The following is a 19,258-nucleotide window of genomic DNA, read 5'->3' as shown; positions in this document are numbered from 1 at the left end:
TCGCCCTGGCGTCCGAGTACGGGCGCTACGGCTACCGCCGTGTCACCGCGCTGCTGCAGGCAGACGGCTGGCAGGTGGGCAAGGATCGGGTTCAGCGCATCTGGCGTCGCGAGGGGCTGAAGGTCCCCCAGAAGCACCGGCCGCGCAGCCGTCTCTGGCTCAACGACGGCTCCTGCGTGCGGCTACGGCCGCTCCGCCGCAACCATGTGTGGAGCTTCGACTTCGTGCAGGCGCAGACGCACGACGGGCGGAGCCTGCGCATCCTGACGCTGATCGACGAGCACAGCCGGACCTGCCTGGCGCTGAAGGTGGCCCGACGCATCAACAGCGTAGGTGTGATCGAGGCGCTGGCCGACGCCATGTGCCTGCACGGTATCCCGGAGCACATCCGCTGCGACAATGGCCCCGAGATGATCTCGAAGGCGCTGCGTAAGTGGGTCGCCAAGACGGGGCCGCAGATCCAGTACATCGCACCCGGCTCGCCGTGGGAGAACGGGTATTGTGAGAGCTTCAACGGCAAGCTGCGCGACGAGTGCCTACACCAAGAAATCTTCTACTCGCTGAAGGAGGCGCAGATCGTGATTGGTCTATGGCAATCTACCTACAACCGCGTCCGACCGCATTCGTCGCTTGGCTATCGGCCACCTGCGCCTGTCAGCTTCCCGGATCTGGCCTTCCGGCTACCCATGGCCGCCACCATGCAGTAGCCTCTCAATCGGCTCGGTCCAAAATACCGGTCAGGTCAAATGTGGTGCAGCATTTACACCGGCTCATTTGGAGCAGGATGAGCAAGGGCAGCAGACTGGTAAGCTGTGATGATGACGCGTCAAACGCCAGAATGGTTCACCCTCACTGAGGAAGCCGCCCCACAGATCACGGAGCGCATCGCAGCTGCCATGGCTGCGATCCATATGGTGCCGCAGGTGAAGAGTGCGCCGATGCTGGCGCACTGGTTCATCCTCGATACGCTACTACTGGCAAATCAAGCGAACCGCGATGGGATGCACGCCAATGCCCTTGCGCTGACCCGCCAGTGCATCGAAGCGATCAGCATCATCGAACTCGGACTGTGCGGCCACCCGGATGCTGAAGCAATTTTGCTCAGATGGGATGCCGATGAGCTGACGGCCGGGAAGTTGAGAGCGTGGCTGCAAGCGAACGTTTGGCCAAGCTATGGGTCAGGGCTTTGGAGCGAGCCGTGGTACACTTTCATGCGAGAGTTCGCAGGGGCGGTCCAACCATACGCACACTATGGGCGTGGCCTTGCACAGTGGCAGCTTCGTCTTCATCGCTTTTACGGCGCGAACACGCCGGACGCAGCCTCACACGCGATTATAGAGATGCGGCCTCGCGCCTATGATGCACAGAAGGCAACCCGCATCACTCTCTTCCACGCACTGCTTTCCTATGTGCTCGGTCGGATCTGGTTGGCGGCGAACCCTACTGATGCGGGGTTAGCCGCGCTTATAACGCAACTGGGCGCGGCACTCGGTAAGTCGCGTTACCTCGATGGGCATCAGACCGACTGGGGCCAACAGTTCTGGGCAATGGTCTGGGAACGCAGCGGCGAAACGATCCTCGAATAGCATTCCCCGGCAGCCTAGTCGCTGAACGAGGAACGCTCCCGAGTTGCCCCAGCCGCTCCCGCTCCGCCACCACCTTGGACGGTGATCCGGGGGCTGAAGTCCTTGGCCGCGATGGCAGCACAGGATGCGGCGATGGAGTTGAGCGAACCCATCAGCCCGGACATGGCCGCAGCAACCGCATCATCCTTCACGTTGATGACGCCCTGGGCCGTGATCAGTACCGGGGTCACGAGCCCCACCGGGTTCGTCACCTCCACCTTCGATAAGCCGCCGGCCTGGGCGAGGGCAGCTCCGGGGACGACGGGGGCACCTTGGGTCCCGGGCCGCGGCTGGGCGATGGTGCTGCCCGGGATCGGGGCCACGTTGGTGGCCGAGATGGGCGCCGCCGGCTTCCCGGTCTTGTCCCCGTACCGGATCGACTTCACCGGATCGCCCTGGGGCTTCGGCTTGAACGCTTGGATGGCCTTCGTCTGCGCTTCGTCCTGATGCAGAGCGTGGAGCGCCGCGGCGTCCTGGGTCGCCTTGATCGCGGCAGCCTCCGCCGCCTTGGTGGCCGCCGACTTCCCCGACATCGCCTCCGCGGTCCCGATCGCGGTCTGGGGGTCCGACTTCGTGGCGACGGTCGCAGCCCCAGGGGTAGCGTTCCGGCACGCGTACCGCTCCCGGCGGGTGTCCAGCTCGTCAACGGCAGCCTGGGCGGCGTCCAGGGCGGCCTTGGCGGACGCTCGCTTGGACCCACGGAAGCCGGCGTTGACCCCTTCCGTGGCGTCGTAGGCGGCCTTGGCCTTGTCCCGCTCCGTGCCGACGTTCGCCACTCTGGACATGATGGCCTCCTGCGGATGCGGTGGTGGCGCGGAGCACTTCGCCCTTTCGCCATGTGTTTTTCGGACGGTGACGCTGTAGAGGCACCGCTAGCGTTCAGTAATCGAGGCCCGGAGCGCCTTCGCCCTCTAAGGCTGGCGAAAGCGAGCGAATATCTTCGCGGATGAAACAGGCCGTTTCCGCCCTTTCAGGATAGGGAAAGATCGGAAAGGTCTTCCCGTAATGTAGCCCTCATCACAGGTGGATGGGGCGTCTTCAGGTACTCCGGCACATCGAGGGCTAGGCGTAGCCTTTCCGCGAACGGTATCGGCTTCGGCTTGGGTGGCGTTAAGGGCCACTGGGATGGCGGTTGCTCCGCGATCCTCAGAAGGTGGCCATCGTAGAAGCGCGGCGCCCGGCGCTTCCGGATCGGCATGTCCTGCCTGTAGATGTCGCGACCATTAGAGCGGCGCGTACCTGCGTAGATGTGATCCGGGTGACAACATTCTTCTTGGTGGCACGAATGACAGGCGATGTCGTCTGGGCCGAGAGGGCGATCAGCGCTCAGTACGCACATCAGGCGCGCTACCGCGATCTCTTTGGTGATCCCGCCCGGCAGCCGAACCCGTGTGTGGGCGCGCGAGCGGAAGTTGGAGTACCGCAGGCAACCGCACCCTGGGATGCGGGTCAGTTGCGAGAGGTGCCGATCGGCCTCCTCGAAGGTCAGAAGGTCAGTAGCCCACGACGCGCGATGACCCGGCAGGGCAAGGAGGGCAGGTTCGAGAACGTAGGGCATGGCAGCAGGTCTCCCAGCCGGCCCCTCGGGGATCGCGGCGATGCAGGGGGAGAGGAGACTGCCTACCGGCTTCATCAGCCGTAGAATGCTCGCTCTTAAGGTGATCCCGGCGGATCGCCGGGGATGATCAGGACCACAAGAGGCCGGCTTGGTCCGGCCATTTCACAAAGTTCGGGGCACCCGGGGCGCGGACCCATACCTGCCCCAAGACCATTTCGGCACGTTCCCGCTCCGCCGCTGATGGCCGCCTGCCGTGCGTTTTCAGGTAGACCGCCCCGACCTGGAGCAGCGCCGCCGCCTGTGGTCGGGTGTATGCCGCCACGAGGAAGACCGCGGTTGCGCCGTTCTCGTACAGATCGACACGGTATGTCTTCGGTTCGCCGCGGCCCTCACGGGGCAATGGTGGAGCGCGAAACCGCCGCCGCAGGGTGGGTGCTGTCCCGGTCATAGCCGGAGCCTCCGCCGCGCGGTTGGCCCGACTTCCGGGGGATGGGCCTGCGGCTCCAGGGCGTCCGGCACCTCGATCGCCAAGGCCGCAAGGCACGCTCCCAAATGATTGAGGAGCAAGGTCCGTAGCCGGGCGGGTGTGTAGCCGAAATCGTGGGCCAAGTGCTCGATCGAGACCCGGTCCACGATGTGGGACCGCAGCAACCCCGACATCAGCGTGAAATCATCCCCGCCGCGGGCCGCCCCGATCATCGGGGGTGACCCCGCGGGACCAAGCGGCAGCCTGGGGGCAAGTCATAGACCGGCTCAACGCCTTCACGTGCGCCCAGGTGGATCGTCCGGCCGCCCTCAGAGCGGGCCGCGGTCATCACGGTCCGCTCGGCCTCCCGTAGGAAAGTCAGAAGGTCCGCGGCCATCCGCGCGGTGGGCCGTCCGGCCGCATGCGCGAGGGGCGGCAAGGGCTGCCCCTCCACATGCACCTTCCGGATCACCGCCATGGCGGCGTCGAAGTCGTGGGCGGTCATCGCGGCGACCCCTTACGCGCCGACAACAGCCAGGCCGGGCTGGATCAGCCGGACGCCCGCGCTGTTGATCGAGGTGATCGTCGCCCGCTTGGCCTCTAGCTCTTCGAGAGCGTCCTGGGCGTGCACGGTGGTCAGGCCGGTGGCGTCGCTCAGGTCCGAAGCGCGGACCCGCACGGGCCGCCGGCCGGCTTCCTGCCACTTGCCGATTACGTGGGTCGGCGCCACCAGAGCGTTGGCGGACAGACTGGCGTCCAGCGCCCGCAGGGTCAGTGCGCGGGCGCCACCTTTCGACACCAACACCCGGTCGGTGGCCGACTTCTCGGCTGCGCGCTGGGCCGCCACGGCGTCATCACGGGAACGGCGACGCTGGGTCTCCGTCTCGATCGGCAGGTACGGGGCATTCGCGGACGGCGACAGCACCATGGTGGCGCGCTGCGGCGCCCGCTGGGCTTCCTCGGCTGCAATCTCCGCGGTGCGGGCGCGCTTAGCGACCGTCGCCAAAGCGGTGTCATGGGTCACGGGCGTGGGGGCAGGAGCCGCAGGCCGCGGGGCGGGGGCCGCCTTCTGAACGGGCGCCCGGATGGCCGCAGTGCAGGCAGCGATACCGTCCGTCATTGCTCTCAGAGCAAGGGCTAGGTCGCCGGAGGCCTGGGCTCCTGGTGCAACCGGTTTCACTGGAGCATGGGCGGCGGTGGCCTTCGCAACAACCGCGGCCTGGGTCGTGGGCGACACATTGCGAAAGGCTAGGCCGCTGTTTGCGTGGGACACGGCCCGCTTGGCGGTCTCTTCCGCAGCGCGCTGTTCGGCAGACTTGACGTTCTTGATCGCGGACAAATTCACGGTAGGCCCCCTCGTTTGCTGTTGGACGGGTGCACGGAATGCGCGGCCCGGTTGGCGGTCGGTGACGCCACGTGCCGGAGGGGGCGACGCGCGGCGGTATCGGTGGTCAGGGTGTCAGGCAGCGGCGCTGGAGCGCTCGCGAACCCGCGTACGGACTTTCGGAGGCGTGACTTCGACACCCGCCAAGGCGCGGTTGACGGCATCGCGGAGAAACGCGGCTCGCGAATAGCTTTCGCCGGGGTTCTCACGCCGACGTGCGAGCACGATGCAATCAATCTTCTGCACGACTTCAGCCGTGTCCTTGTAGCCCAGCCCGATCATCACGGCCTCCAGAAATCAATGCTGCGACCGTGCACCATCGAATATTAATTTGCAAGTTAATTCGCTGGACAGAACACAACCTTTGAAGTTATAAAAAAACCCCCGGGCTTGCTGGCCCGAGGGTTCGAAGAAGTTGAGCGCGTCGTCAGTCTTGGCGGATCAGCGAAGCGCTCCTAGTCACAACCGCGCGTCGCGGCCGATGCCTTATATATAGGGTGTAGCGGCAGCACGCGTCAACGAATGACGGCGACGATGCTTGCGCGGGATCACACAAGGAGTGCCGAAGGCCAGGAGCTGGTGCAACCGGTTGCACTGGAACGGTCAAGCTTGCCGCCCGTGGTGCGCTGCCTACCTTCCCCCCTGCGTAAACGGGGAAAGAAGGCGCACAACCACGCGAAGAAGATGCTGGAACGGATCGAGCGGTTCGTCGCCGAAGGCAGGACCAGGGACGCGGCACAGTTAGCCCGCAGGTACGGCCACTCCCACGACGCCAAGTTCGTCGCCCTGTTTGATGCGAACAAGAAGCTACCGCGAGGTCTGAGAACCAAAGGCGCTGAGCTTCACAAGATCGCGGATGAGATGGACCTGCGGCAGCCGCAGGGGTCGGCCAGCTACCGTCCGGAACCAAAACCGAAGGGCGGATACCGTCCGGTTGTGAACTTCGACCTACCCGCGCGCGCGGCCCAGCTCCTGCTGAAGCGGGTGGTAAGACCATTCCTGCGGATCAGAGAGGACCAGTTCGCCGTGGAGAACGGTGGCGCGCCTGAAGAGGGTCGCCGCATCAGGGATCTAGCGGCCAAGGGCTATGGCTGGTTCATCGAAGGCGACATCGCGAATTGCTACGCCTCCATCGATCCGGATGGCGTTAAAGAGCTTCTCGGGGGCAACCTCGGGAGGATGATGGAAGCCAATGCACTCTCTAGGAGTGTGAGGGCATCTATCAGGAAGACCAGGAGGAAGATCTCCTCTATCGATCTTAGCAACCTTCAGCAGCAGGTCCGGGCCGGTGTTCCCCAAGGCTCCAGCCTCTCTCCGCTCTTGACGGAGGCGGTAATAGCGTCGGTGATAGATGATGCTGAACGGCATTCGGATTGGCCGAAGACTGTTCACCTCACCTGTCATGCAGACAACATTGCCATTCTCAGTCGCACAAAAGCGGATGCAGGGTGCGCGGCAGATATCCTACGGGAAGCGTTCACACGCAGCCGGTTCGGACCGCTTAAATTGCTTTGTAAGGACGCAAGGTCGATCAAGCAGGGGTTCGACTTCTTAGGTATCCGCTTCATTGCTAAGAGGCGGCGCGTTTATGCAGAAGTATCACCAGCGAAAATGTCAGAGTGTGTAACCTGGATCTCAACCATGGTTGAGGGCTACAGAATGTTGCGGAAAAACATCAAAAGACACGTTCGGGAACGCGGCTCACCTATGGACCGTCGCCAAAAGGGCCGTCCTCTGACACGGGAAGAGCAACTGGAAGACATCAAAAGACGCGTTCGGAGTTGGGGCGCATCCATGGGCCTCCGTAAAAATGGGCGTCCTCTAACGCGGGCTGCGCAATGGGCGAACAGCGTCCTAAGTTACGCCTTAGACTTTCAGATGCGCGGCCGGGCGCTCCGGATGCAAGCGAGCTATCAGCATCGGGTGCTGCATCAGCCAAGCTTCATGTACGAACACGGATGACCTGCGGCGTGAGGTGATCTGGTTCGTCTGGGAGAACGGTTGGCTGCGCCTATCACGCGCCTCCGGTGGTGCCACGGCCCAAGTTGCAATCTGCTCCACACGACTGCTACACACGGCGCTCAGCGGTCGCATCTAAAATGTTGATTTCATTGGCGCTGGTGCGGGAGGACGATTGTCCCATACCTTCCGTCAGTACTTTGCGCGACTGGGTGTTCATAGGGGCTGATGGCACATCATTCAGTGCAACCGGTTGCACTGGGGTCGGCTGTGAACGGCGGCAAGATACTGAACAAGTCGCTCGCGTGCGTGGCGTTGTTAAGTATCGCCGGTACGAAAAGCGGACTTTCCGCTTTGCGCCGATTCTGTTGAAAAACTCGGGTGTTGCAGCGGTAGTGATAAGGTGATTCATTCCTGTCGAGAGACGGAGATCGAAGCAGATGATTGGATCTCGGCAAGTCGAGCAGGGTGTCTTGTTCTACGAGTTCTCGCTCGACACCCACGTTCCCGCCGACCATCTGCTTCGCTCCATCGACCGCTTCGTCGACCTGACCGGCCTGCGCCAGGAGCTAGCCCCGTTCTACGCTTCGACGGGCCGCCCCTCCGTCGATCCCGAGTTGATGATCCGCATGCTGATCGTCAGCTACTGCCTCGGCATCCGCTCGGAGCGCCGGCTGTGCGACGAGGTCCACCTCAACCTCGCCTACCGCTGGTTCTGCCGGCTCGGACTCGACAGCCGGGTGCCGGATCATTCCACCTTCTCCAAGAACCGTCATGGCCGCTTCCGCGACAGTGACCTCCTGCGTCGTCTGTTCGAGACTGTGCTCGCCCGCTGCATCGCTGAGGGGCTCGTGGGTGGCGAAGGCTTTGCCGTCGATGGCAGCCTGATCAGGGCCGATGCCAATCGGCAGAAGGGGGCCGAAGGCTCTGCCGGCCTGCCGGCTGAGGTCGTGAGCCGCGCCGCTCAGGAGTACCTCGCCGTCCTCGACGAGGCCGCCTTCGGGGCCGCGACGCCGGTGCCGCCCAAGTTCATCTCGCCCGCCGATCCGGCCGCGCGCTGGACCGGAGCGCACGGCGGGCGGGCGTTCTTCGCCTACACAGCCAACTATCTGATCGACCTCGACCACGCGATCATCGTCGACGTCGAGGCGACCACGGCCATCCGGCAAGCCGAGGTCACAGCGGCTAAACGCATGATCGAGCGTTCGCGCGAGCGCTTCGACCTCTATCCGTCCAAGCTGGCCGGCGACAGCGGTTACGGTTCGGCTGAGATGCTGGGCTGGCTCGTCTACGAGCAGGGCATCGAGCCGCATATCAGCGTGTTCGACAAGTCGGCCCGCACCGACGGCACCTTCTCACGCGCCGACTTCACCTACGACCAGCCGGGCGACGTCTACCGCGGCCCGGCGGGCCAAGTGCTGACCACGACCGGCAGCCTGGTCAACGACGGGGCAACGCTGCTGTACCGCGCGAGCAAGTTCGACTGCGCGCCATGCCCGTTGAAGGCGCGGTGCTGCCCAAACGAGCCGGTGCGCAAGGTCCCGCGCTCGATCTACGAGGGCGCGCGGGACATGGCCCGCGACATCGCACGCTCCGAGGAAGGCCGCACCTCCCGGCGCGAGCGCAAGAAGGTCGAGATGCTGTTTGCCCACCTCAAGCGCATCCTGAAGCTGGACCGCCTCCGGCTACGAGGACCGAATGGAGCGAAGGACGAGTTCCACCTCGCAGCCGCCGCCCAGAACCTGAGGAAGCTCGCAAAAGTCATCCCGATCCCGCAGCCGAGCCCGGCCTGACCGGCAGGCGACACCCAGCCCGAAGGCGAGGGCTCATCCCGTCCCTCTCCGATCTCGGCCGCCAACGAGTTTTTCAACGAAATCCGCCCATCTTGGACATTCGTCGGCCTTTGCCGGCATCTTCAAAGCGGACATCGCCACAAGCCGAATCACAGATCCCACTTGCGCCACGACCGGATTTTCCGTTTCGGCTGAATTGAGATCCGCCCCGGCTGCAAGGGATTAACTTCTTCCTGTCCGAAGGCGCAGCAGCAACGCCGCTCAAAACAACTTCGCCGGAGCCGGAGCCTACCTCCGGCCATTCCCACCGCAGCTGCTCTTCACGGTCCTGTAAACGGCCGAAGATTATAGCCCTGCGGCTGCGTTCTCTCGACCGCCGCAGCCGCTCGCACCACGTCGATCTCGCCGAGGCTGCGGCCGATGATCTGGAGACCGACCGGCATGCCGTCCGAGGCTAGTCCCGCGCAGACGGAGGCTGCGGGCTGGCCCGTTAGGTTGAAAGGATAGGTGTAGAAGGCCCAGGAGACGAGGCTGCGGTCTTCCAGACCTTCGGGAATGTTCCGGCCTGCTTCCAGGGAGGAGATCGGCAGTGTCGGCGACAGAAGGACGTCGTAGCCGGTGAAGAAGCTGACCATCCGGTCCCGCAACGCGTAGCGCGCGAAGACCGTCTCGTAGTAGGCGCGCATCTCCTGGGCGAGGGCGGCGTCGAGCACATCCGCGACTGCCGGGTCAAGGAGGTCGCGTCGTGCTTCGAGAACGCTGCGCAGGCGTGTGCCGATGCCGGCGTAGAACTCGGCGGTCCAGAGATCGGCCGGATCGGACTCGAAGACTTCGTCGACCTCCTCCACGATCGCGCCCTGGTCTGCCAACGCCATCGCCGCCGCACGGGCAACGGCGGCGACTTCGGGGTTGGGCCTTGCGTAGCCGAGCGTCGCGCTCCAGGCGACCCGGAGTCCGGCGACGGAAGCCTTCGCCGCGCCCAGAAGGTCGGGCACGGGCCCGGCCACTGCGAAGGGATCGCGGGGATCGTGGCCTGCAACCGCCGACGTCAGCAACGCGGCATCGGCCACATTGCGCGCGATGGAGCCGACATGGGCGAGTGTCGGTGTCGCCGAGGTCGGCCAGACCGGAACGCGCCCGAATTGCGCCTTGAGGCCGACGAGGCCCGTCAGCGCCGCCGGAATGCGCAGGGAGCCCCCGCCGTCCGTGCCCAGAGCGAAGGGCGTGATCCCGGCCGCCACCGATGCGGCCGCGCCGGCGCTCGATCCGCCCGGGGTCTTCGTAAGGTCCCAGGGATGACGCGTGATGCCTGTGAGCGGCGAGTCGCCCACAGGTTTGGCTCCGAACTCGCTCGTCGTGGTCTTACCGATGATGATGGCGCCTTCCGCGCGCAGTCTCTCGACCGAGGGGGCGTCGGCGGCGGCGATGTTGCCTGCCATGGCCCGCGAACCTGAGGCGTAGGGCTGACCGCCCACCGCGATCAGGTCCTTCACCGAGACCGGCAGGCCGTGGAGCAGCCCCAGTGGGGCCCCTCGCATCACGGCTTCCTCGGCCCGGCGGGCCGCGGACCGTGCCTCCTCGGGCATGAGATGGGAGAAGGCGTTCAGCGTTCCCTGGCTCGCCTCCGCACGCGCCAGGGAGAGCTCCGTGAGTTCCACGGGCGAGACCGACCGGCTCGCGATCAAACCCCGCAATTCCAGCGCGGTCATGAAGTCCAGGTCGCTCGTCATCGCCCACTCTCCGGAGATCGCGGTGCGGCGCCCCAGGGGCGCCGCGGTTGCATCAGTCGTTGACGATGGCGAAGGCGCGCACCGGCGAGCCGGAGCCGCCCTTGAACTTCAGTGGCACGCCGAAGAACTGCACCTCGCCCTTGCCCACGAGTTCCTCGAGGTTCACCAGCCATTCCCAGTGGCTCATGCCGAGGTCGCGGCAGAGACGGTGCTGGGCGAAGATGTTATCGCTCGGCTTGTCGGTGGAAGGCCCCTCGACGCCTTGCATCTTCGAGCCGCGCGCGTGCAGCCACCTGGTCGCCTCCGCGGTGAGCAGCGGGTTCTTCCAGACCGAGTCGGGGCCCGGGTAGTTGCGGGAATGGAAGCCGGTGCAGAGCAGGACGATGTGACCGTCGACCTTCACGCCGCTCTTGGCCTCGGCCGCCTCCATGTCGGCGACCGTGATGTCGCCGAGGTCGGGAATGTGGCGTAGGTCGAAGCACACGGCCTTGCCCATGAACATCTCAAGCGGCATCTCGTCGACGGGCTGTCCGTTCGGGTTGACGTGAAGGAACGCGTCAACGTGGGTGCCGACGTGATCGAGCATCGCGATGAAGTTGGTCTGGAACGTCATCGCGTCGCCGGGGACGCCGAGTCCGAGGGCGGCAGAGCTCTCGTGGCTGAGATGGGTGGTGAGCACCGGCCGCTGGAAGAGCTTGTGGGCCGGCATGTTGTCCTCGATCAGGAGGCTCAGGTCGACGACGCGCTGGGGCATTACGGTTCCTTGTCGGGCATGGGAGACCGTTCGCGGCGCCGCCCGGTGCCGCGTCGGATCGGGTCTTCGGAGGTGCCGTTCTCAGGCGGCTTTCTTCTTGCCGAGGAAGGTCTCCATGACCTCCGGGTCGCGGGCGAGAAGCCTGCTCGGGCCGTCCCGCACCACGCGCCCCTGCGCCACCACGTAGGCGTGGTCGGCGATGGCGAGCGCGTAGGATGCGAGTTGCTCGACGAGAAGAATGGTGAGGCCCTGCCGGTTGAGCTCGCGCAGGACGCCGATCAGCTGCTCGACGACCCGGGGAGCGAGGCCGAGCGAAAGTTCGTCGATGACGAGGAGGTCCGGCTCGGCCATCAGCCCGCGGGCTATGGCGAGCATCTGCTGTTCGCCGCCCGACATGCTTCCGGCGGTTTGGCGAACGCGCTCGCGCAATCGCGGGAACAGGGCGAGCGATCGTTCCAGGGACTCCTTCGAGCGCTTGGTCTTCAGCCCCCCGTGGGCATATGCGCCCAGGATGAGGTTGTCCTCGACCGTCTGGTCCGGGAAGATGAGCCGCCCCTCCGGCACCATCGCGAGTCCGCGGGCCACCTTGGCGTGGGCGGGAAGCCGCGTGACCTCCTCGCCTTTGAACAGGACGCGCCCGGCGCTCGGGCGCACGAGCCCGGTGAGGCCGCGCATCAGGGACGTCTTGCCAGCGCCGTTGTTGCCGATCACGGCAACCAACTGACCGCGCCGTACGGTCAGGCTCGCACCGCGGAGTGCCGTCACCGCGCCGTAGCGGACCTCCAGGTCCTCGACCACGAGAAGGGGGGTATCGGTCATCAGGCGGCCTCCTCGTCGAGGATGGCGGACGGACCGCCGAAATAGGCCTCGATCACTCGCGGGTCGGCCTGCACCGCCTCCGGCCGGTCGCTTGCGATGATCTGGCCATAGTCGAGCACTGTCACGGTGTCGGCGACAGCCATGATGAGGTCGACGTGATGCTCGATGAGCAGCACCGAGACACCGAGCCCGGCAATCTTCCGGATCATCGCCTCCAGCTCGTCGATCTCGTGCGTTGTCAGTCCGGCGGCGGGTTCGTCGAGGAGCAGCAGGCGCGGACGCGTGGCGAGCGCCCGGGCGATCTCCAGGCGGCGCTGGTGGCCGAAGGGCAGGAAGCGTGCCTGCTCGTTGGCCGCGTCGTTGAGGCCGACGAAGTCGAGGAGGCCGATCGCGGCAGCGCGGCAGGCGACCTCCTCACGGCGGAAGCGGGGCGTGCGCAGGATCGCGCTGGGCAGACGATAGCCGAGATGGTGGAAGCCACCCACCATGACGTTTTCCAGAACCGTCATCTGACCGAATAGCTCGGTGTTCTGGAAGGTGCGGGCGAGGCCGAGCCGCGCGATGCCGTGGACCTTGCAGCCGACAAGGTCGGTCCCGCCGAGGTGCACGCCTCCTTCGCTCGGCCGGTAGAAGCCCGAGATCGTGTTGACGAAGGTCGACTTGCCGGCTCCGTTCGGTCCGATCAGGGCATGGATCTCGCCCGGGGCGACCCGGATGCTCGCCGCGTCCAATGCCGTGAGCCCGCCGAAGCGAACGGTCAGGCGGTCGGTCTCCAGGCTCGCGGGCTCGCGGCCCGCCATGATCTCGGCGACGGGGGTGCCCTCGGCCGGATCGACGCCGCGCGGGCCGGGGCGTAGGCGAGCGTAAAGGCTGCCAATCGTACCCAGAACGCCGCCGGGGAGACCAAACATCACCGCGAGGAGCAGGGCGCCGTAGGCGAATTTCTGCCACTCGGCGAAGCGCTGCAGCACTTCCGGCAGATAGGTCAGGATGAAGGCCCCGAGCACGGGTCCGAAGGTCGAGGCCGCTCCCCCTAAAATCACCATCAGCAGGAAGCGGACGGAATCGGCGAAGGTGAAGATGTCGGGAGAGATATAGGCGTTCAGGAAGGCGTAGAAGCTGCCGGCGATTCCCGCCGTGACCGCCGCGACGGTGAAGGCGAGCGTGCGGATCCCCGTGGCGCCGATGCCGAGGCTGCGCGCGGCCGTCTCGCTCTGGGCGACCGCCAGCATGGCGCGGCCGTAGCCCGAGTGTTTCAGGTTGTGCGTCGCCAGCGTGGCGAGGAAGAGCGTGACCGCGAGCACCGCGTAGAAGGCGTAGCCCGAGAGCGGGTACCCGAAGAGGTTCGGGCCCGGGATGCCGGTGAGCCCCGTGGTCCCGCCGGTGAGGCTATGCCACTCGATGGCGACGTTCTCGACGATGAGGCCGAAGGCGATCGTCACCACCGCGAGATAGACGCCCCGCACCCGCACGCTCGGATAGGCGAGAGCCGCGCCGAAGAGGCCGGCGACGACTGCCGCGCCGACGCTTGCGAGCACGAGGTCGAGGCCGAACCGGATTGCCAGGATCGCGCCGGTATAGGCGCCGAGCGCGAACAGACCCGCCTGACCCAGGGAGACGAGGCCGGTGAGGCCGACGAGGACGTTCAGGCCGACCGCGATCACGCCGTAAATCAGGAACAGCATGAACAGGCGCAGTTCGTACTCGTTGCCGGAGGTGAGCGGCACGACGACGAGGATGGCCGCGAGCAACGCGAAGCCGAGGATGTGGAGGGCCTTCATACCTTGAAGATCTCCCGGCGGCCGAACAGGCCCTGAGGGAAGGCGAGGAGCACAATGATCATGGCGCTGAAGCCGACGATCTCGCGCGCCGCCGTCGAGACGTAGCCCTCGACGAACTTCTCCATGACCCCGAAGGCGAGGCCGGCCAGGACGACGCCCGGCCCGCTGGTGATGCCGCCGATGATGGCGACCGCGAAGCCCTTCAGCCCGAGCAGCACGCCCATGCTGGCCGAGGCCTGGATCACGGGTGCGACGAGCACACCCGCGCCTGCCCCGAACAGGGCGGCGAGACCGAAGGAGAACATCACGATCCGATCGACGTCGATGCCCATCAGGGCCGCCGCTTGGCGATTGTAGGCCACCGCCTGCATCGCGCGCCCGACCAGGGTTCGCCGCTGCATCACGTGGAGCCCCACCATCGCCAGCACCGCGACCGCCGGGATGACGAGTTCCTGCGGGTAGACGCCTGCGCCGAAGATCGAGATGGGCCCGGCGACGCCGGGCGAGGGCAGCGGGCGGGAGAAGCCGCCGAACTGCATGGTGGCAAGCGATTCCGCCATGATCCCGACCGCGATGGTGGTCAGCATCCAGCCGATCGAGGCGTTGGCGCCGATGAAGGGACGCACCGCGAAGCGCTCCAGCACGACGCCGAACAGGGCTCCGGCCAGGATCGCCAGCAGGCAGGCGAGCGGCAGCGGCAGGCCGGCATCGACGCCCATCACCGCGAGAACCGCGCCGATCATCAGGGTGTCGCCGTGGGCGAAGTTCACGGCCTTGGCGGCCGACCACATGATGTGGAAGCCGAGCGCAACCAGGGCGTAGATCCCTCCGATCGCGAGGCCCGAAAGGGTGTATTGCAGGGCGGTCGTCATGGCTGCCGCGGGGCTCCCGATGCGAGGCGGGCGGGTCGTTCAGCGGAGTCGGGGCGGTCCGGCCCGGTGAGGGGGGATCCGGACGAACCGCCCCGGCCCCTCCCGCTGGGGAAGGAGCGAGAGGCGCGCGCGCCTTCAGTTCGTCTTGCCGTACGGCGTCTGCGCGATCGGCAGCAGCTTGCCGTCGGACCAGACGGTCAGCTTGTAGTAGCTTGGCAGGATCGCGTCCTGGCGCTCGGGGTCGGAGGCGTCGAAGGCGGGGTCGTACTTGGCGACGAGGCCGTCGTACTTGACCTGATAGAGCGCCTCGCGGACCCTCTTCCAGTCGTAGGCGCCGGCCTTCTCGATCGCCTGCGCCACGATGTGCACGGCGTCGTAGGCATTGGCGATGCCGGAGCCCATCTTGATCTGCGACGGATCCTTCAGGCCGTACTTCGCCTGGATCTTCTGCCAGAGCGCCTGGCCCTTGGGGTCGAGGTCGCCCATGAAGCTGTAGGTCTGCACGACCTCGACGCCGTTGGCGAGCGGGCCGGCGAGCTCGCCGAGATTGCCGGCGATGCCCCAGGCACCGATGATGGTGGGCTTGAACCCGACCTTGTCCATCGAGCGGACGAGCTGGTTGCCCTCGCGGTCGAGGGCCCAGAACAGGGCGACGTCGGCACCGGCATCCCGCGCGCGGATCGCCTGCGCGGTCATGTCTTGGTCGTTCCAGTTGAAGGTCTCGACGGCGACGAGCTCTTTGCCGCCCTTGGCGATGGCCGCCTTCACGTCCGGAACCGCGCCGTTGCCCCAGCCGGTGTTCTCGTAGAAGAACGCGATCTTACCGGTCTTCGAGACCTTGGCGGCCTGCTCGACGAGGAAGCGGGCGACCCATTTGTCCTTGGCGGAGACCCGGAACATGTAGTTCGGGCTGCGGCCGTTCTCGATCGCCTGGGTGTTGGCGGCGAGCACGCCGACGAAGGGGATCCCGATGGCGTGCACCGGTTCGACCTGCGCCACCGAGACGGTGGAGTGATAGCCGCCGAGGACCACCACGCACTTGTCGGCAAGCGCGATGCGCCGTGTGTTGTCGATGCCCCGCGGTGGGGCGCCGGCGTCGTCGTACTGGACGAAGCGCAGCGGCTTGCCGAGCACGCCGCCTTTCGCGTTGATCTCGTCGATGGCGATCTCGGCACCCATCTTGATTGCTTGGCCGCCGAACGCCGCTGGGCCAGTGATCGCGGCGGAGTTGCCGATGCAGGGCTCTTGCTGAGCCAGTGCCGTACCAGGAATCGTGATAACAAAAGGCGCAGCCAGGAATAGGCAGCGCAAATACTTGTGCGCATCCATGAATGGGCTCCGATTTCCTGATGATGGTCCGGGCTCGGTTCCGATCCTCGGTCGACGAACGTCAGGCTACGCAACGAATACAGCAGACATCAAAGACCAATTTCCGATACGAGCTATTGGAAATTCCTATGAGCATGGATCATAGGCTGAGATGCGGCTGGCATGGGTTCGCCAAGCCCCTGCAATGCAAAACAAAATTGTGATGCGGTGCACATAGCTTGCGCAGATTGCCCAGGCTGAGAGCAGTTTGACATCGCCTTGGTGTTCCGTGGATCCTGACGAACGTCCTCGGTAGGATCGCCATGGATCTCCGTCAGCTTCGGTATTTCGCGCAGATCGCAGAGAGCGGGAACGTCTCGCGGGCTGCCGAGGTGCTGCGAATCGCGCAACCCTCGCTTAGCCAGCAGATGCTCAACCTTGAGGAGGAACTCGGCGTAGATCTGCTGTTTCGGCATGCCCGCGGAGTCACGCCTACGGAACTCGGGCTCAAGTTCTACGAGCACGCGCGGCGCATCCTGCAGGAGGTCGAGCGTGCGAAGGAGGTCGTGCGCTCTCAGGCGACGAGCCCGAGCGGGCGCATCTCGGTCGGGCTGCCGACCTCGGCCTGCCGGGGCCTTTCGCTGCCGCTGTACCGGGCGATCTCGGAGGCGCTGCCGAACATCACCCTGCACGTCGTCGAAGCGATGAGCGGCACGCTCGACGAGTGGATCCAGTCGGGCCGACTCGACGTCGCCCTGCTCTACGACCACAAAGCCTTCGAGCACGTGGCCTGGACCGAGATGATGGTCGAAGACCTGATGTTCATTGTGCCGGCGGCTCATCCGCTCGCCGCCCGCCGCGAGATCTCGTTCCGGCAGGTCTTCAACCAAGCGCTCCCAGTTGTACTCCCGGGCCGGCCGAACGTGCTGCGCACCGTGATCGAACAGCTCGCGGCCCGCCACGATGTCACACCGACGGCAACGGACTGCGAGAGCCTGCCCGCGATCGCGGAGCTCGTACGCGCTCAGGCCTTCGCGACCGTCATGCCGCATTTCGCCTTGGCTGCGGAAATCGAGGGCGGCGAGATGGTCGCGATACCGATCGTCGATCCAACGCCATCCTGGAGGCTCTCGGTGGTGGTCTCCCAACGAACCCTGAATGCCCGCGGCAGCGAGGCTGTCGCCGAAGTTCTGGCGGGCGTGATCGGCGATCTTGTCGAGCGCTCCGTTTGGCGCGCCCGCCTCAAGCCGACGGAGCGTTCCGCTACCGTGCGCACGCGCGCCTGAATGGCGCTGCCTGCTTAAGCCAACCGCTGCAAACCGTAAAAATGATCGGGGGCGTAGCGAACTTGAGCTTGGCTTGCCCTTCAACTGTCATCCGAAGCTCCGCTGCGCCACGTTGAGCAGTCCTTCGAATTCATTTGAGCCAATGACCGATCAGGGTCGCCTCAAGGCCTTCACCTGAGCCGCGCCGGACGTCCGCTTACCGATGACCCGGGTCTCGAAGCGGACAGGCCGCAATCGGCCACACTACGTCACGCCGGGTCGACATCGCGCGCAGGACCGGACGTTCAGCATTGCGCCCAAGCCGGTCGTTCAGCTGGCGTCGGCGATGTCGCGAAAGCGGACCTCGTAACGGACCAAATTATAGGTCTGCTTGCGGGTGGAGCGACGGCAGAAGGCCGGAACACGAGCGGGTCGTGCCCGGCTGCGGTCACGCATGCCCCGGGTGAGCGGATTACGGTGATATCGGTCTTCGAGCCAGCAATGCGCACGCACCCAAGGCAAGCGCAGGGTCGAGAATGGCGAACGTCACCAGCAGATGCGGGAATACACCGGAAGCGGCCAAAGGCATGAGAACCACCGGAACGAACACCAGCCGGTCGACCACTGATGCGGCAACAATCTGCTGCGCGCCCGCACGCCCCCCGAACAGGTAGAGCCAACTAATGACGATCACCAGGAGCCCCATGGCACGGATGAATCCCTGCCCATCCCCCACGAAGGCCCGGTCCCTGAAAAGCACCTGCGTCGCGCCTGGCCAGGCGACGAGTAGCGCTCCGGCCGCGAGATAGAGCGCATCGTTCATGGCCGTGTAATTGGACGTGGTCGGTACGTGGCTTGGGGTGGCGAGAAGCTCCCGAAAGAATGACATGCCGCGCTCCATCCGCCGGTGAAACCTGTCCCTTGGTCGAACTCAGTCAGGTTTCTCGGAAACGGCACCTAGGGCAGAGCCATCACGACGAAGCGAAGTGCCGGGCTGAGAACTCAGGTCCGCGACGGCGACCAAGCCGTCGCTGACGTAGCGGTTCACCGTGCCGAGCGACAGCCGTTCGCCAGGCCGATGATAGCGCACCGGTCCGATCACCCCTTGCTTCGTCAAACTCTGGACGAGGAACTCGCGCTCTGCGTTGGTGTCGGCGTCCGTCGCATGGGTGATCTGGAAACTGAGGCGCGTCAGGGAGAGCCCCACATCCTTGGTTGCGGCGCCGACCCACATGGTGCGTTCCGTGTTGGCGGGCCGGCCCGACGCGAGCCAGAAGGTCGCGATGTCGAGGGTCGCCTCCGCGCGCTCGATGGAGAGGCTCCAGAAGCGCACGTGGTGGCGCTTGCGGGGGTTGTCGTCGATTGAGCGCTGGAAGCCCATGACCTGACCGGCTGGCTTTGGACCGGGCTGATTGAGAGGATCAGCCAGGACCGAAGGAGTAGGACATGCGGCGAGGTCAGAAGACGAGCGCGGAGCAGGTGGTGCTGAAGCTGCGCCAGATCGAGGTGCAGACAGCACAGGGCAAGAGCTTGGCGCTGGCGTGCAAGGAGGCGGAGATCTCTGAGCAGAGCTATTACCGCTGGCGCAAGGAGTACGGCGGCCTCCAAGTCGACCAGGCCAGGAAGATGAAGGACCTGGAGCGCGAGAACGCTCGGTTGCGGCGGCTCGTGGCGGATCTGTCTTTGGAAAAGCAGGTACTGGCGGACGTCGCTGCGGGAAACTTATAGCCCCCGAGCGACGCCGGCAGGCGGTCGATGGCATCCGGGAGAAGTACGGCCTCTCGGAACGTCACGCCTGCCGGATGGTCGGCCAGCACCGGGGCACGCAGCGCTACGTGCCCACACTGCCGGCCGACGAGGATGCGCTGACCCGCGCCATCGTCGCCCTGGCGTCCGAGTACGGGCGCTACGGCTACCGCCGTGTCACCGCGCTGCTGCAGGCAG

General features: G+C 65.6%; 19 protein-coding genes and 1 pseudogene. 6 read left to right on the top strand and 14 right to left on the bottom strand.

Features of this window, described 5'->3' with window-relative positions; genetic code table 11:
- Window positions 1-707: IS3 family transposase (locus Q8W67_RS25945; RefSeq protein WP_305545543.1), on the top strand; the 707-nt coding region annotated here is incomplete at its 5' end.
- 108 nt (window positions 708-815) lie between these two features.
- The gene (locus Q8W67_RS25940; protein WP_305550938.1) at window positions 816-1,586 is read left to right on the top strand and encodes a hypothetical protein; all 771 of its coding nucleotides are present in this window, start codon (window positions 816-818) and stop codon (window positions 1,584-1,586) included.
- Window positions 1,587-1,600: 14 nt separating this feature from the next.
- Here Q8W67_RS25940 and Q8W67_RS25935 read toward each other — a convergent pair whose 3' ends face one another.
- The 6 genes from Q8W67_RS25935 to Q8W67_RS25910 form a co-directional block, all read right to left on the bottom strand.
- Window positions 1,601-2,410 (bottom strand): hypothetical protein, encoded by an 810-nt coding sequence (locus tag Q8W67_RS25935; RefSeq protein WP_305550936.1) that lies wholly within the window; start codon window positions 2,408-2,410, stop codon window positions 1,601-1,603.
- Between the two features lie 185 nt (window positions 2,411-2,595).
- On the bottom strand, window positions 2,596-3,183 hold the full coding sequence (locus tag Q8W67_RS25930) for a hypothetical protein (RefSeq protein WP_305550934.1): 588 nt from the start codon (window positions 3,181-3,183) through the stop codon (window positions 2,596-2,598).
- 444 nt (window positions 3,184-3,627) lie between these two features.
- Window positions 3,628-3,843 (bottom strand): hypothetical protein, encoded by a 216-nt coding sequence (locus Q8W67_RS25925; RefSeq protein WP_305550932.1) that lies wholly within the window; start codon window positions 3,841-3,843, stop codon window positions 3,628-3,630.
- A gap of 35 nt (window positions 3,844-3,878) precedes the next feature.
- The gene (locus tag Q8W67_RS25920) at window positions 3,879-4,154 is read right to left on the bottom strand and encodes a hypothetical protein (RefSeq protein ID WP_305550930.1); all 276 of its coding nucleotides are present in this window, start codon (window positions 4,152-4,154) and stop codon (window positions 3,879-3,881) included.
- Window positions 4,155-4,166: 12 nt separating this feature from the next.
- Window positions 4,167-4,655 carry a hypothetical protein gene (locus Q8W67_RS25915; RefSeq protein ID WP_305550928.1) on the bottom strand — a complete coding sequence of 163 codons (489 nt, stop codon included), beginning with the start codon at window positions 4,653-4,655 and terminating at the stop codon, window positions 4,167-4,169.
- 453 nt (window positions 4,656-5,108) lie between these two features.
- Window positions 5,109-5,315, bottom strand: coding sequence for a hypothetical protein (locus Q8W67_RS25910; RefSeq protein ID WP_305550925.1), 207 nt, complete (start codon window positions 5,313-5,315; stop codon window positions 5,109-5,111).
- 240 nt (window positions 5,316-5,555) lie between these two features.
- Between Q8W67_RS25910 and Q8W67_RS25905 the strand changes: the two genes are divergently transcribed.
- Both Q8W67_RS25905 and Q8W67_RS25900 read left to right on the top strand, forming a co-directional pair.
- Window positions 5,556-6,995 carry a reverse transcriptase domain-containing protein gene (locus tag Q8W67_RS25905; RefSeq protein WP_305550919.1) on the top strand — a complete coding sequence of 480 codons (1,440 nt, stop codon included), beginning with the start codon at window positions 5,556-5,558 and terminating at the stop codon, window positions 6,993-6,995.
- A gap of 437 nt (window positions 6,996-7,432) precedes the next feature.
- Window positions 7,433-8,785, top strand: a complete 1,353-nt coding sequence (locus Q8W67_RS25900) for an IS1182 family transposase (protein ID WP_305550917.1) — start codon at window positions 7,433-7,435, stop codon at window positions 8,783-8,785.
- Window positions 8,786-9,105: 320 nt separating this feature from the next.
- On the opposite strand, the gene Q8W67_RS25895 is transcribed toward Q8W67_RS25900, so the two are convergent.
- The 6 genes from Q8W67_RS25895 to Q8W67_RS25870 form a co-directional block, all read right to left on the bottom strand.
- Entirely contained in the window at window positions 9,106-10,515 is a 1,410-nt protein-coding gene (locus Q8W67_RS25895; RefSeq protein ID WP_305550915.1) for an amidase family protein, read from the bottom strand.
- A gap of 52 nt (window positions 10,516-10,567) precedes the next feature.
- Entirely contained in the window at window positions 10,568-11,269 is a 702-nt protein-coding gene (locus Q8W67_RS25890) for a cyclase family protein (RefSeq protein WP_305550913.1), read from the bottom strand.
- Window positions 11,270-11,350: 81 nt separating this feature from the next.
- Window positions 11,351-12,088, bottom strand: a complete 738-nt coding sequence (locus Q8W67_RS25885) for an ABC transporter ATP-binding protein (RefSeq protein ID WP_305550911.1) — start codon at window positions 12,086-12,088, stop codon at window positions 11,351-11,353.
- On the bottom strand, window positions 12,088-13,869 hold the full coding sequence (locus Q8W67_RS25880) for a branched-chain amino acid ABC transporter ATP-binding protein/permease (protein ID WP_305550909.1): 1,782 nt from the start codon (window positions 13,867-13,869) through the stop codon (window positions 12,088-12,090). The genes Q8W67_RS25885 and Q8W67_RS25880 overlap by 1 nt, the downstream gene beginning before the upstream one ends.
- Window positions 13,866-14,741, bottom strand: coding sequence for a branched-chain amino acid ABC transporter permease (locus tag Q8W67_RS25875; RefSeq protein ID WP_305550907.1), 876 nt, complete (start codon window positions 14,739-14,741; stop codon window positions 13,866-13,868). The genes Q8W67_RS25880 and Q8W67_RS25875 overlap by 4 nt, the downstream gene beginning before the upstream one ends.
- 135 nt (window positions 14,742-14,876) lie before the next feature.
- Window positions 14,877-16,070, bottom strand: a complete 1,194-nt coding sequence (locus Q8W67_RS25870) for an ABC transporter substrate-binding protein (RefSeq protein ID WP_305550905.1) — start codon at window positions 16,068-16,070, stop codon at window positions 14,877-14,879.
- 302 nt (window positions 16,071-16,372) lie between these two features.
- Here Q8W67_RS25870 and Q8W67_RS25865 point away from each other — a divergent pair, with 302 nt between their 5' ends.
- Entirely contained in the window at window positions 16,373-17,335 is a 963-nt protein-coding gene (locus tag Q8W67_RS25865) for a LysR family transcriptional regulator (RefSeq protein ID WP_305550903.1), read from the top strand.
- 451 nt (window positions 17,336-17,786) lie between these two features.
- Here the strand turns inward: Q8W67_RS25865 and Q8W67_RS25860 are convergent, their stop codons facing one another.
- A complete protein-coding gene (locus tag Q8W67_RS25860) occupies window positions 17,787-18,203 on the bottom strand; it encodes a hypothetical protein (RefSeq protein WP_305550901.1) in 417 nt (138 codons plus the stop codon).
- 42 nt (window positions 18,204-18,245) lie between these two features.
- A complete protein-coding gene (locus Q8W67_RS25855; RefSeq protein WP_305550899.1) occupies window positions 18,246-18,695 on the bottom strand; it encodes an LssY C-terminal domain-containing protein in 450 nt (149 codons plus the stop codon).
- Window positions 18,696-18,760: 65 nt separating this feature from the next.
- Here Q8W67_RS25855 and Q8W67_RS25850 point away from each other — a divergent pair.
- A pseudogene (locus Q8W67_RS25850) lies at window positions 18,761-19,258 on the top strand (transposase); the annotation flags it as partial.

The sequence above is a fragment of the Methylobacterium sp. NEAU K genome (genome assembly GCF_030700285.1).
Classification (GTDB): domain Bacteria; phylum Pseudomonadota; class Alphaproteobacteria; order Rhizobiales; family Beijerinckiaceae; genus Methylobacterium.
This window is presented reverse-complemented; position numbering and strand designations above follow the sequence as displayed.

Bases quoted from the DNA above. Each gene is read 5' to 3' on its own strand.
- Q8W67_RS25895 (WP_305550915.1), bottom strand. From the start codon at position 10,515: ATGACGAGCGACCTGGACTTCATGACCGCGCTGGAATTGCGGGGTTTG.
- Q8W67_RS25885 (WP_305550911.1), bottom strand. From the start codon at position 12,088: ATGACCGATACCCCCCTTCTCGTGGTCGAGGACCTGGAGGTCCGCTAC.
- Q8W67_RS25880 (WP_305550909.1), bottom strand. From the start codon at position 13,869: ATGAAGGCCCTCCACATCCTCGGCTTCGCGTTGCTCGCGGCCATCCTC.
- Q8W67_RS25940 (WP_305550938.1), top strand. From the start codon at position 816: ATGATGACGCGTCAAACGCCAGAATGGTTCACCCTCACTGAGGAAGCC.
- Q8W67_RS25935 (WP_305550936.1), bottom strand. From the start codon at position 2,410: ATGTCCAGAGTGGCGAACGTCGGCACGGAGCGGGACAAGGCCAAGGCC.
- Q8W67_RS25870 (WP_305550905.1), bottom strand. From the start codon at position 16,070: ATGGATGCGCACAAGTATTTGCGCTGCCTATTCCTGGCTGCGCCTTTT.
- Q8W67_RS25860 (WP_305550901.1), bottom strand. From the start codon at position 18,203: ATGTCATTCTTTCGGGAGCTTCTCGCCACCCCAAGCCACGTACCGACC.
- Q8W67_RS25890 (WP_305550913.1), bottom strand. From the start codon at position 11,269: ATGCCCCAGCGCGTCGTCGACCTGAGCCTCCTGATCGAGGACAACATG.
- Q8W67_RS25910 (WP_305550925.1), bottom strand. From the start codon at position 5,315: ATGATCGGGCTGGGCTACAAGGACACGGCTGAAGTCGTGCAGAAGATT.
- Q8W67_RS25865 (WP_305550903.1), top strand. From the start codon at position 16,373: ATGGATCTCCGTCAGCTTCGGTATTTCGCGCAGATCGCAGAGAGCGGG.
- Q8W67_RS25925 (WP_305550932.1), bottom strand. From the start codon at position 3,843: ATGTCGGGGTTGCTGCGGTCCCACATCGTGGACCGGGTCTCGATCGAG.
- Q8W67_RS25905 (WP_305550919.1), top strand. From the start codon at position 5,556: ATGACGGCGACGATGCTTGCGCGGGATCACACAAGGAGTGCCGAAGGC.
- Q8W67_RS25900 (WP_305550917.1), top strand. From the start codon at position 7,433: ATGATTGGATCTCGGCAAGTCGAGCAGGGTGTCTTGTTCTACGAGTTC.
- Q8W67_RS25920 (WP_305550930.1), bottom strand. From the start codon at position 4,154: ATGACCGCCCACGACTTCGACGCCGCCATGGCGGTGATCCGGAAGGTG.
- Q8W67_RS25875 (WP_305550907.1), bottom strand. From the start codon at position 14,741: ATGACGACCGCCCTGCAATACACCCTTTCGGGCCTCGCGATCGGAGGG.
- Q8W67_RS25930 (WP_305550934.1), bottom strand. From the start codon at position 3,183: ATGCCCTACGTTCTCGAACCTGCCCTCCTTGCCCTGCCGGGTCATCGC.
- Q8W67_RS25855 (WP_305550899.1), bottom strand. From the start codon at position 18,695: ATGGGCTTCCAGCGCTCAATCGACGACAACCCCCGCAAGCGCCACCAC.